Annotated in this window: 7 protein-coding genes; 5 read left to right on the forward strand and 2 right to left on the reverse strand. The window is 41.8% G+C overall.

From position 1 onward, the window contains the following. Positions 1 to 23: 23 nt before the first annotated feature. Entirely contained in the window at positions 24 to 2,369 is a 2,346-nt protein-coding gene (locus tag V7L07_RS28910) for a CHASE2 domain-containing serine/threonine-protein kinase (RefSeq protein ID WP_335062602.1), read from the reverse strand. 738 nt (positions 2,370 to 3,107) lie between these two features. Here V7L07_RS28910 and V7L07_RS28915 point away from each other — a divergent pair. Further along, a complete protein-coding gene (locus V7L07_RS28915; protein ID WP_041565194.1) occupies positions 3,108 to 3,629 on the forward strand; it encodes a LabA-like NYN domain-containing protein in 522 nt (173 codons plus the stop codon). A 95-nt stretch (positions 3,630 to 3,724) separates the two neighbouring features. After that, a complete protein-coding gene (locus V7L07_RS28920; RefSeq protein ID WP_335062604.1) occupies positions 3,725 to 5,329 on the forward strand; it encodes a 2-isopropylmalate synthase in 1,605 nt (534 codons plus the stop codon). 152 nt (positions 5,330 to 5,481) lie between these two features. Here the strand turns inward: V7L07_RS28920 and V7L07_RS28925 are convergent, their stop codons facing one another. Continuing rightward, complete coding sequence (locus V7L07_RS28925) at positions 5,482 to 6,387, reverse strand: amino acid ABC transporter substrate-binding protein (RefSeq protein WP_335062605.1); 906 nt, start codon at positions 6,385 to 6,387, stop codon at positions 5,482 to 5,484. Between the two features lie 948 nt (positions 6,388 to 7,335). Between V7L07_RS28925 and V7L07_RS28930 the strand changes: the two genes are divergently transcribed. The 3 genes from V7L07_RS28930 to V7L07_RS28940 all read left to right on the forward strand — a co-directional run. Next, the gene (locus V7L07_RS28930) at positions 7,336 to 7,731 is read left to right on the forward strand and encodes a hypothetical protein (RefSeq protein WP_335062606.1); all 396 of its coding nucleotides are present in this window, start codon (positions 7,336 to 7,338) and stop codon (positions 7,729 to 7,731) included. Positions 7,732 to 8,178: 447 nt separating this feature from the next. Next, on the forward strand, positions 8,179 to 8,628 hold the full coding sequence (locus tag V7L07_RS28935; RefSeq protein ID WP_335062608.1) for a hypothetical protein: 450 nt from the start codon (positions 8,179 to 8,181) through the stop codon (positions 8,626 to 8,628). A 31-nt stretch (positions 8,629 to 8,659) separates the two neighbouring features. Further along, positions 8,660 to 12,837, forward strand: a 4,178-nt coding sequence (locus V7L07_RS28940; protein ID WP_335062610.1) for an NB-ARC domain-containing protein, incomplete at its 3' end; no start/stop codon positions are given.

The following is a 12,837-nucleotide window of genomic DNA, read 5'->3' on the forward strand; positions in this document are numbered from 1 at the left end:
ATGCTCGTCGTTGAGGCTCTGCCTCAAGGAGTTTCTGAGGATGATTCTGAGCAATATTTGGTGGTAGCGTTTACTTGGTCTAAGGTATTGATTAATGAGTCATTCCGTAGCATGGGGTGTCTGCCTTGGGAATTTACAATATCATCAAAAACTTCCAGATCCTCAAGAACCTCTGATGCAGACTGATATCGCTGTTTGAAATCATCCAGCACCATTTTACTGAGAATCTTAGCTAGGGAGTGGCTTACCTGAGTGCTATCGCTCCATTTTATCTCCCCATTAGTATCTCTACCTAACTCACGGGGGGCTACACCTGTCAAGGCTTTAATCCCAACCATACCGACTGCATAGATGTCACTACTGTAGTGTGGACGCCCAAAACATTGTTCGTTTGGTGCGTAACCCTGAGTACCAATGCCAATGGTAAAAGGCGTTGACTCTTGATCGTCAAGCGGTTTGATAGTTACTTCTTTAACAGCACCAAAGTCAATCAATACCAATTTACCGTCTGAATGTCGCCGGATAATATTACTGGGTTTGATATCCCGATGAATCACATTGTTTTCATGAACAAATGTTAATGTTTGCAATAAATCTCTGACAATTTTGATCGCTGCAATTTCTCCAATTACTCTACCTGTTAGCAATTCCTGATTTAAAGGATGACCAATTATCTGTTCTTGGACTAAATAAAATTCTTCGTCTTCTTCAAAATACGCCAAAAGTTGCGGGATTTGTGGGTGTGTTCCCAATTTTTCTAGTGTTTGCGCTTCTGAGTTAAATAAACGTCTCGCAAGTTGCAACCCTTCTGGTTTAGTGCTGGCTGGTTTTAGTTGTTTGACAACACATCGCGGATTCCCAGGACGTTGAGTATCTTCAGCAATGTAGGTTTCGCTAAATCCACCGGAACCGAGAACTTTGACAATTTTGTAGCGTCGAGCCAAGATTTTGCCGGATAAGGCTAAATCTCGTTGCTGGATTAGGTCTTGGAAGTCATCTTGTTGGCTGATAATCTCTTGGACAACGGGGGAAGTTTTATACTTCTGAAAAATATCTACTAATTGGCGTTTTCTGATGCTTTCCCTCGCCACAGAGGTTCCCAAGTAGCAAAATCCAGTCATGGCGATCGCAATCATTGGTACAGTAGTGGGAAAAATTAACTGACCATAGACAAATAACCCATAGCTAATTCCTCCCCAACTGCCAGATAAGGCAAGGCTATAGAGAAATCTATTGATACTACGCTTGCGTTTGCTAATCATCAAGGCTGTGCTGCCAACTAGCATTAGCACGAACAAACCCTGCAATGGTAAATTGTGAATTCCTGGGGCGATCGCTTTACCTGTCATCAAAGTTGCGATCGCATTGGCATGAATTTCCACGCCAGACATGGGTTCAGTACTTTTGCTCGCAGCGATTGGATAATAATCATTGTTTAACTTATCCGTCGCACCAATTAGCACTATCTTGTCTTTGAAGAACTTTCCCTGTTGTAAATAGGTGTTCCAGTTTTCTGGGTCTAATACGTGCCAAAAGGGTATTTGCTCAAATGTACCCGCACTCCCCCAAAAATAAATGCGATCGCCCTTTGGTCGGGGATAATTTACTTGTGCTGCCCTGAGAGTTGCTTCATCAAAGGAAAGTCGCTTCTGAGTAAATAAATTATCTTCACCTAATAACTTGGGAAATTCACTCGCTAATCGATGAACTTTTCCATCTAGTTCTAAGGGAAAATTAACTGAGCCAATAGACACTGATCCGGTGCGAAACATTTGGTGTGGGTCTGTTAGCTGCATAAAAGACCCTTGGTGCGTCTGGGAATTTTCGTAAACGGCCGCTAAAGTGACTTTACTACCATATTTTTGCAATACGCCTTGGAATTGGCGATCGTCCGTAACTCCATAGCTGCTAGTTGTATCAAAAACAATATCTAAGGCTACAGAGCTAGCACCTGCTTGGATTAATTTTGTGATTACCTGGGAGTATGCAGCACGTTGATAAGGATAAGATTTCAGTGTTTCTAGGTAGGCATACTGTTTCGGATCTGTTTTATAGTACTGTTCGGGAACTGATATTGACTGATCGTCTATTGCTAAAATTACAATGTCTTCTGGAGGCACAATCGGCCCACGCAGTTGAAAAAAGCTAGAAAGCACCTGATTATCCATCAATTGAACCAATTCCCACCCAGAAGCACTCAGCAGCCCTGCCCCGATTGCCCAACTGCCAGCCAGGAGATGACCTAAGCGAACCATCCACCTGGATTGCCGAGCCGATGCTGTCGAAGTTACTTTTGTCGGTTTACTTGACAGTCTATTGGCAGCAGAGACATAGTTTTTAGTTAAGGTAGATGTAGGTTCTTCTGCCATGTCGTGTTACTGATTGATTTAAGTCCAACACTTTTATTTATTCAGACCACGTTTTAGTGTAAGCATATTGAAATAAGACTTAAATGACAATCTTATACATTTGTAAACTATCTTCTATTCATCAACAAACTTTTATTGGCAGAGCTAGTCCTCAAGAGATTTCTACTCAAGCACTACCTAATTTATTCTTTTTAGATTAAGTGAGTTACAAGTAGTGATTGTCTCACAGATCGGAGCCGGATATACTCTGCCTCTGCATTTAGTTGTGACAAGATTTTACCATAACCTAACCAACAGCTACGCTCTCAACTGGGCGCTCTACCCAAAGCTCTCCCAAGTCTGTCTTCTGTCTCTAGCGCAATTTGTTAATCTCCACAAAGCGTGTCCTGATACTGACAGCTTTACTTACAGATAAGCATTAATTTATATCCTACCCTGAGCTTATGCTATACCTCTTTAGGAGTAAACTTTAATGTTATACAGCGATGAATGCTGTTACTTAGTCAATTTTATTGGTAGATTTTGATCGCAGGGTAGCTATTGTAGTGCTGGAGGTGAATAAGGTTAGCACCCAGGATCTCAACTCCAATGTTGTAGGCGTTTTTATGCCTTGAAAGAGGTAGGATAAAAGCTATAGATAAAGAACTACTTTATAGATATTAGCAAACAAGGCATTTGAAAATTGCTATAATCTATTGTTCCATCTAAATTCATTTATATTATTAGGTGTAAATTTGTATGGGTTCTCCAATGAATCGTCTGTCTATTTTTGTAGATGGAAACAATATGTTCTATGCTCAACAAAAAAATGGCTGGTTTTTTGACCCGCGGCGCGTCTTAGAATACTTCAAACATGAGCAATCAGAAACAACATTAATTAATGCATTCTGGTACACTGGCTTAAAAGACCCACAAGATCAACGAGGTTTCAGAGATGCTCTCATTAGTCTAGGATATACAGTCAGGACTAAAATTCTGAAAGAATATTATGATGATACGTCCGGCCGCTACTCGCAAAAAGCGAATTTAGATATTGAAATTGTTGTAGATATGTTTAATACAGTAGACCAGTATGACCGAGTAGTATTATTCAGTGGCGATGGAGATTTTGAACGAGCAATAGAACTATTACGCTCAAAAAATACACATATTACGGTAGTATCAACTGAAGGAATGATCGCTAGAGAGCTGCGGAATGCTACTGATAGATATATAGATTTAAATGATATCAGAGATCAAATAGAAAAAACCGAAGGTTAGTATCCTTAGCAATTATTTACAAAAGTAAGAGTAAAAGAAAAACTAAGGTTGAAGATATATTAAGCCACAAGTAAACACTAAACAACAAACGGCAAATGACCAACCAAACAGATCGAATCATCATTTTTGATACGACATTGCGAGATGGAGAGCAGTGTCCGGGAGCGACTTTGAATATAGACGAAAAGCTAGTTATTGCCAAACAATTAGCGCGTCTGGGTGTAGATGTCATTGAGGCAGGGTTTGCCTTTGCTAGTCCTGGGGATTTTGAAGCAGTCAAGAAGATTGCTCAAATTGTCGGGACAGAAAATGGCCCAGTAATTTGTAGTTTGGCAAGAGCAATTAAAGCAGATATTGAAGCGGCAGCCGAAGCATTAAAGCCAGCAGTTAAAGCCAGAATTCACACATTTATTTCGACTTCTGATATTCATTTAGAATATCAATTGCGGAAGTCACGGGCAGAAGTGTTAGCGATCGCCGAAGAAATGGTAGCTTATGCCAAGTCCTTCATGACAGATGTAGAATTTTCACCGATGGATGCGGCTCGTACCGATCCAGAATTTCTATACCAAGTTTTAGAGCGGGCGATCGCAGCTGGTGCAACAACAGTTAATATTCCCGATACCGTCGGTTACACCACCCCTAGCGAATTTGGAGCCATCATTAAGGGCATTATCGACAATGTTCCCAACATCGACCAAGCGATTATTTCCGTTCATGGTCATAATGATTTAGGCTTGGCAGTTGCTAACTTCTTGGAAGCTGTGAAAAATGGCGCACGGCAACTAGAATGTACCATCAATGGCATTGGCGAACGAGCCGGAAATGCGTCATTAGAAGAATTAGTAATGGCGCTGCACGTCCGACGACAATATTTTAACCCCTTCTTGGGAAGACCAACAGATTCTCAAGAATCCCTGACAAATATCGACACCCGGCAAATTTATAAAACTTCCCGCTTAGTTTCCAATTTGACGGGAATGTTAGTACAACCAAATAAAGCGATTGTAGGGGCGAATGCTTTTGCCCATGAGTCTGGGATTCACCAAGATGGCGTGTTAAAAAACAAGCTAACCTATGAAATTATGGATGCCCAATTGATTGGCTTGTCAGACAATCAAATAGTTTTGGGCAAACATTCGGGTAGAAATGCTTTCCGGACTCGGTTGAAAGAATTGGGCTTTGAACTGTCGGATACTGAATTGAATAAAGCCTTCGTCAGATTCAAAGAAGTAGCAGATAAAAAGAAAGAAATTTCTGATTGGGATTTGGAAGCGATCGTTAACGATGAAATCCAACAAGCACCCGATTTGTTCCGAGTAGAGTTGGTGCAAGTTTCCTGCGGTAGCAATGCCCGTCCTACTGCTACAGTCACTCTGCGTACCCCAGAAGGTGAAGAATTAACCGATGCTGCGATCGGTACTGGGCCAGTAGATGCAGTTTACAAAGCCATCAACCGGGTGGTGAATGTGCCCAACCAGTTGATTGAGTTTTCTGTGCAGTCAGTAACAGCCGGTATTGACGCTATTGGAGAAGTGACAATTCGTTTACGTTATGAATCTAAAGTATTTTCTGGTCATGCAGCAAACACAGATATCATTGTGGCATCAGCGCAAGCTTATGTAAATGCGTTGAATAGGTTGTATGCATCTTTGCAAACTCAACAAAAGCCAGAGGAAGTATCTGCACAGAAAGTGTAAAAAGACTTCTGTTTTAATTCATCTCCCAGCTTCAAGCTGGGGGATTTTGAGTTATTAGTCATTAGCACCAATGACTAATGACTTTGTATGACTAGTGAGAAAACTTCTAAGAAATAGTTAGCTAGATGATTTTGCGGTGAAAATCCATTATTTTACAGGTCACTTTTGGGAATTTCCTCACGAAATTCTATGAGCAATTGCATAGTTTCCACCACTAAATCGCGTAAATCCCGATTGAGTACTACAGCGCCTTGAGATCCAAACCAACGGTCAAAAATAGCGACATATCGCTGATTACCATTGACGAATCCTTGCATGAACTTGACTAGAGAATAGTTGACTGTATCCAAGAATTTCGAGTTATTTTCTGGCACCATGCAAGCGATACCTTCTCGTGAATAAGGGCGATTGGGTACGATCGCAAAATCATCTGGATTTTTTTGCTGTTGCAGCCATGCCTCTAAAAGAATGCTATCGGATGAGAAAGCATCAATAGTACCTTTTTGCAAAGCTGTGTATCCCTCTACCCTAGTTTTAAAATATACCAGTTTAGCTTGGGGTTGTACACGAGCGATCGCCTGCTCATTTGTGGTTCCCGCCAGCACGCCAATTTGCTTACCAATAAGGGATTCAGCAGAACCTAGATTACTTCCTTTCTTAACTAATAATTGGGTTCCAGTCACACCGTAACTGACAGAAAAATCTACTTTTTTATCTCGCTTCCATGTAAAACTACTAGCATCACACACAATATCAACTTGTTGATTAAGTATTTTAGGAATCCGTTCAGAGGGGCTAAGACCAACTAATTGCAGTTTAATTTTTTTTCCTAAGTCTTTTTCTAATTGCTCTTTAATCAGAGTTAGCATATCTACAGAATAGCCATTTAACTTTCCTTTACTATCTACATAGGCAAAAGGTAGCGCATCTCTACTAGTACCAGCAGTTAATACCCCTGTTCTCGCTACTTTTTGCATCACAGTCTCAGCAGCGACCACATTAGGTATGAGCGTTGCAAACATGAGACTTAAAATAGGAATAGCAATTTTTTTATACATAAGCTTTAAGCGTAGGTAGTTTTTTCAAAAATTAAATCTGATTTATATATCAAGCTCAAGAAGTTATCACTATTGAGTACATATTCAGCTTATCTAGTAACTATTCTTTACATTAGGGACTTCCAGAAAATAAAATATACACTTGGGAATGATATCATGTCCGCATAATTAGTTATGACAATACCGTGAATTTGTACAGAGCTAAGAGGATGTTTGAAAAGTAGTTAGCTGTGATTTTAGGCACTTGTTGATTCCCCCTAACCCCCCTTTTTTTAGAGGGGAAACCAGAATTAAAATCCTCCTTTTTAAGGGAGATTTAGGGGGATCTAGAACGTTTTGCTACCGACCAGAAGACTTTTAAAACATCCTCTAAAGAATATAGCAATCCTATGTGATTTGTGAAAATTATCTGTGCCCAGATCCCCGACTTCTTTAAGAAATCGGGGATCTAACTTTTCACGAATGATTTAGGATTGCTATATTAGGAATTAATTACCAAGGCAAATGATTATTACTGTCAACCTCACTCAAGCAACTGCCACAACATTACGACATTAGTCACCAACATTACGACATTAGTCACCAACATTACGACATTAGTCACCAACATTACGACATTAGTCACCAAACATTACAATATTAGTCACCAACATTACGATATTAGTGAGTAATATTACGACATTAGTCATCAAACATTACAATATTAGTCACTAACATTATGACATCAGTCATCAACATTAAAGCGATCGTGAAGAAACTGAAGCTTGTATGAAGTTCAAATATATTATCTCTATAAAAATCAGCATCTAGTTATTGACTTCAGCAAAACCACTGGAATTGCCTAGAAATATTATTAGAAAAAATATAATGATTTGCGAGTTTTTCTGATACAGAATACAGCTTAATTGAGGCAAGCTAGTTCTAGAAATATCTTCAAGGAGTACATTTATGCCTCGTACAAAGCGGACATCGCGGATTCTAGAAAAAGCTGAATTGAGAACGTCTGGATTCAAAGCAGTTGATTCAAATATGGATTTTGGTAATAGTTGCGATTTGGAAAATCTGACTCAATCAATTGAGGAGTTTCGCACTATGCTTGATACTTATAACAACGCTTTAGCTGTGGTTGATTCTACTAAAACTAAAATCGATGAAATGGAAAAAAAGCTAAGTAAACTTTCAGATAAGATGCTGAAGGGAGTTGGTTTCAAGTATGGCACAGACAGCAGCGAATATGAAGTAGCAGGTGGCGTTCGTGACAGCGAACGTATACGCAAAAGCAGGTTGAGTCGCTTGAAAGGTAATGCACGGCAGACATCAGATGAAAATCAGAAATCTGCTTAGTTTTCGCATGGGTAAGCTACAGAAAAAAATAGTTAACCACAAATAAATATACAGCACATTGCAACAGGCGTGAGGTACAGATAATCGTAGGGGCACAACATGTTCATACGTGTCAACTTAACGTTAAAAGGGCGGTTAGAAACCGCGTCTACACAGACGAAACCCGCCTGCGCGGGTTAAAAACATTAATTTTCTCTTAGTCCGCGCAGGCGAACTTTGTTTGTGTAGCCGCAAATTCCATTCGCCCAGGCTTAAGTTGACACCAGTGCAACATGTTGTGCCCCTACCCGTGTACTTAATTTACCTGAAATACGCTGTACTAGCATTTCTCACAAACGGTGCGTAGCTTGCCGCCGTAGGCATCGCCATAAAAAATTATTACATTAAGTGATTACCCTGAGTTTGACCGCTTATTATCAGGTGTTGATACAGAATTAGAGTAAGCAAATGGATATAGTAACTTTAACTACTTTCCTAACTCCTTTTTTACCGTACTTGCTCAAAGCCGGAGAGAAAGCAACTGAAGAAGCTGGTAAAAAGTTTGGTGAAGGGTTTGGTGCTAATGCCTGGGAAAAAGCCAAGACTTTGTGGAGCAAGCTGCAACCAAAAGTGGAGACAAAGCCAATGGCGAAAGGTGCAGCAGAAGAATTGGCTAATTCTCCTAATGATGCAGATGCGAAAGAAACACTCCAGAAGCAACTCAAGAAATTTCTGGATGAAGATAAAAATTTATATGCTGAGATTGCCCGTTTAATGCAAGAAGATTCCGAAGCAATTTCTCAGGTTGTTAATACTTTTAATCAAACAATATCTGGCGATGACAACGTAGCGCAGAACATCACAGGTGATGGCAATAAGGCGATTGGCAAAGTGGAAGGTGATGCAACTATCAATTAGTCAAAAAGCCAGAATCTAGGAAGTTAAAACAGTGCAGAAAAGAAGCCTGAGAAAGTTATGGAAGCAGATAATACTTTTTTTATCTAAGTTAGCTGGCTTTTTGAGAGGGAATCGTCGGAGATTAAAACATAGGCGACATCCACTTAGAGATGAAGTTGCTCAAACTCATTTAGATAGACAAATTCCGTCTCAGGCTGAAAAACCAATTTTAGGTAACTTAGAAAACAATGAAACTTCTGTAACCAGTTTAAATCCCGATATTAAATCTCAGTTTAAACAAACAATTTCAGGTAATGAAAATGTTCTTCAAAACGTCGAAGGCAACAACAATATTAATGTAGGTCGGGTAGAAGGCAGCCTCACTATTAATTATCGTCGCCCAATTGACAGACCTTTTCAAGCACCGAGTTTACCTGCCAATTTTGTAGACCGCCCACAAGTTACTATAGAAATCAAAGCTCGTCTACTGGCAAATACATCTAATGCTGGTGCTTTGCTTATCAGTGCAATTCACGGCTTAGGTGGCATTGGCAAGACAACTTTAGTTACTGCCCTTGCCCATGATGAAGATATTCAAAAACGTTTCTCTGGTGGTGTACTTTGGGCAACCTTGGGACAGGAACCAGATATTCTCCGGCTACTGAGTAGCTGGGTACAAGCCTTGGGAGACTACGAATTTCGTGCCATTAATATAGAAGCAACTTCAGCCCATTTACGAAGTTTACTACATGATAAGGCAGTTTTACTGGTAGTTGATGATGCTTGGGAACCAGATAAAGTTAAACCCTTTATGGTAGCAAGTTCTCAATCCCAGCTATTAATCACTTCTCGGCGTGCTGATGTGGCTGATGCCGTAGGTGCTTATTTGCAACAATTGAATTTGATGACGCCGGCAGAATCTCTGGAATTACTTTCTAAGTCTTTAGGACGAAAAATAGAAGGAGAAGAGAAACAAGAGGCTTTGAGAGTAGCCCAGACTGTGGGATACCTACCCATTGCACTGAATTTGGTGACAACAAGAGTTAAATGGGGAATTACATGGGTGAAGCTGGAAACGGCTTTGAAACAAGAGGTTGCAAACTTAAAAATTTTATATGGGGCGCGTCAAGAAAACTCTTTAGAAGCAACCTTTAATTTGAGCTTGAAAGCTTTGCGGGACTATGACGAACAAGCTTGGGAAAATTTTATTTGGTTGGGAGTTTTGCCAGAAGATGTCACAATCGCCGCACCAATGGCAGTTACATTATGGGATATGGAATCGCAGGATGAAGCTAATGAGCGTTTAGAGCTACTTTGGAATGATGCCTTACTTCAGTCTGATTCACCTCTATTTTTGGGGGGTGTTGAGTGGAAGGGCTATAAGATACACGATTTATTGCATGATGTAGCTCGTGGCCGATTAATTAAATCTCCGCCTACTGGAATGGGTTTTAATTTACTTGATGCTCAGACTCAACTGCTACAACGGTATCGGAGAAAGACTGAAAAAAACTTTTGGCATACCTTACCTAATGATGGTTACATTCATCAAAATTTAGTTTGGCACCTAGAAAAGGCTGGACAAATAGAAGAGATTCACCAGTTATTGCGGGAGGAGTCGCAGACAGGAAGCAATGGCTGGTTTGAAGCACGAGAGAAATTAGGACAAACTGGGGGTTACATCACAGATATTTCTCGTGCTTGGGAATTAGCAGAAGAGAATCGGAGTGAATCAACTTTGCCTCAAGTTGTCAGTTTACAGTGTCGCTATGCTTTGATTAGGGCTTCTCTCAATAGTCTGGCTGCCAATTTACCAGTAAATCTGCTGGTTGCGTTGGTCAAAAACAATGTGTGGACTCCTGAACAAGGACTAGCTTACACCCTGCAAAACCCTAATTCAGAACAGCAAGTGAGTTCTTTGATAGAACTAGTCAACTATTTCCCATCTAATGTTGAAGAAATAATACTGCAAATAGCCCTCACTGCTACCAGGAAGATTCAGAATGAGAAGTATCGCGTCAATGCCTTGAGAGTCTTAGCTGAGAATCTACCACCAGAGTTATTGCCAGAAGCCCTTGCTGCTGCCAAGACGATTAAGGATGAAAGCGATCGCGCCTATGTCTTGAGAGTTTTAGCTGAGGAACTGCCAGAGGTATTGCCAGAAGCCCTCGCTGCTGCCAGGGCAATTCAGAATGAGGAGTATCGCGTCGATGCCTTGATAGCTTTAGCTCAGAACCAACCATCAGAGTTCTTGCCAAAAGCCCTCGCTATTGCCAAGGAGATTCAGGATGAGGAGTATCGTGTCAATGCCTTGAGAGCCTTAGCTGAGAAACTGCCACCAGAGTTGTTGCCAGAAGCCCTCGCTATTGCCAAGACGATTAAGGATGAGGAGTATCGCGTCGATGCTTTGAGTGCCTTAGCGAAGAAACTGCCACCAGAGTTGTTGCCAGAAGCCCTCGCTATTGCCAGGGAGATTCAGTATGAGGAGTATCGTGTCAATGCCTTGAGTGCCTTAGCTGAGAAACTGCCACCAGAGTTGTTGCCAGAAGTCCTCACTATTGCCAGGGAGATTCAGAATGAGAGGTATCGCGTCGATGCTTTGAAAGCCTTATTTAATAACCTACCACCAGAGTTGGGGCTAGAAGCCCTCGTTATGTTGTTGCCAGAAACCCTCGCTGCTGCCAAGGAAATTTTGGATTACAGCGATCGCGCCGATGCCTTGAGAGCCTTAGCTGAGAATCTACCAGAGTTATTGCCAGAAGCCCTTGCTGCTGCCAGGGAGATTCAAAATCAGAAGTATCGCGCCGATGCCTTGAGAGCCTTAGCTGAGAATCTACCAGAGTTATTGCCAGAAGCCCTTGTTGCTGCCAGGGAAATTCAGAATGAGGGGTATCGCGTCGATGCCTTAAAAGCCTTAGTTAAGAACCTACCACCAGAGTTATTGCCAGAAGCCCTTGCTGCTGCCAGGGAAATTCAGAATGAGAGGTATCGCGTCGATGCCTTGAGTGCCTTAGTTAAGAACCTACCACCAGAGTTGTTGCCAGAAGCCCTTGCTGCTGCCAAGGAGATTCAGTTTGAGTGGTATCGCGTCGATGCCTTGAGTGCCTTAGTTAAGAACCTACCACCAGAGTTATTGCCAGAAGCCCTTGTTGCTGCCAGGGAAATTCAGTATGAGGAGTATCGAGCCGATGCCTTGAGTGCCTTAGTTAAGAACCTACCACCAGAGTTATTGCCAAAAGCTCTTGCTGCTGCTATGGAGATTCAAAATGAGAGGTATCGCGCCAATGCCTTGAGTGCTTTAGCTGAGAAAATACCACCAGAGTTGTTGCCAGAAGCCCTTGCTGCTGCCAGGGAAATTCAGTTTGAGAGGTATCGCGTCGATGCCTTGATAGCTTTAGCTGAGAAACTACCACCAGAGTTATTGCCAGAAGCCCTTGTTGTTGCCAGGGAAATTCAGAATGAGAGGTATCGACGCGATATCTTGAGTGCCTTAGTTAAGAACCTACCACCAGAGTTATTGCCAGAAGCCCTTGTTGCTGCCAGGGAGATTCAGAATGAAGAGTATCGCGTCGATGCCTTGAATGCCTTAGCTGAGAACCTACCACCAGAGTTATTGCCAGAAGCCCTTGCTATTGCCAGGGAAATTCAGAAGGAGAGGTATCATCCCGCCGATGTCTTGAGTGCCTTAGCTGATAAACTACCACTAGAGTTATTGCCAGAAGCCCTTGCTATTTCCAGGGAGATTCAGGATCAGAGCTCTTGCGCCTATGTCTTGAGCGTCTTAGCTGAGAAACTACCAGAGTTATTGCCAGAAGCCCTTGCTGCTACCAGGGAAATTCAGTTTGAGAACGAGCGCGCCTATGTCTTGAGAGTTTTAGCTGAGAAACTACCAGAGTTATTGCCAAAAGCCCTTGCTGCTGCTAGAGAGATTCAAAATGAGCGGTATCGCACCGATGCCTTGAGTGCCTTAGCTGAGAAACTACCACCAGAGTTATTGCCAGAAGCCCTTGCTGCTGGCAGGGAGATTCAGAATGTGAGGTATCGCGCCAATGCCTTGAGTGCCTTAGCTGAGAAACTACCACCAGAGTTATTGCCAGAAACCCTCGCTGCTGTCAGGGAGATTCAGAATGAGAATTATCGCGCCAATGCCTTGAGTGCCTTAGCTGAGAAACTACCACCAGAGTTATTGCCAGAAACCCTCGCTGCTGTCAGGGAGATTCAGAATGAGAA

It is taken from the genome of Nostoc sp., from assembly GCF_036916985.1.
In the GTDB taxonomy this organism is placed as follows: domain Bacteria; phylum Cyanobacteriota; class Cyanobacteriia; order Cyanobacteriales; family Nostocaceae; genus Nostoc.

Bases quoted from the DNA above. Each gene is read 5' to 3' on its own strand.
- V7L07_RS28920 (WP_335062604.1), top strand. From the start codon at position 3,725: ATGACCAACCAAACAGATCGAATCATCATTTTTGATACGACATTGCGA.
- V7L07_RS28910 (WP_335062602.1), bottom strand. From the start codon at position 2,369: ATGGCAGAAGAACCTACATCTACCTTAACTAAAAACTATGTCTCTGCT.
- V7L07_RS28930 (WP_335062606.1), top strand. From the start codon at position 7,336: ATGCCTCGTACAAAGCGGACATCGCGGATTCTAGAAAAAGCTGAATTG.
- V7L07_RS28915 (WP_041565194.1), top strand. From the start codon at position 3,108: ATGGGTTCTCCAATGAATCGTCTGTCTATTTTTGTAGATGGAAACAAT.
- V7L07_RS28935 (WP_335062608.1), top strand. From the start codon at position 8,179: ATGGATATAGTAACTTTAACTACTTTCCTAACTCCTTTTTTACCGTAC.
- V7L07_RS28925 (WP_335062605.1), bottom strand. From the start codon at position 6,387: ATGTATAAAAAAATTGCTATTCCTATTTTAAGTCTCATGTTTGCAACG.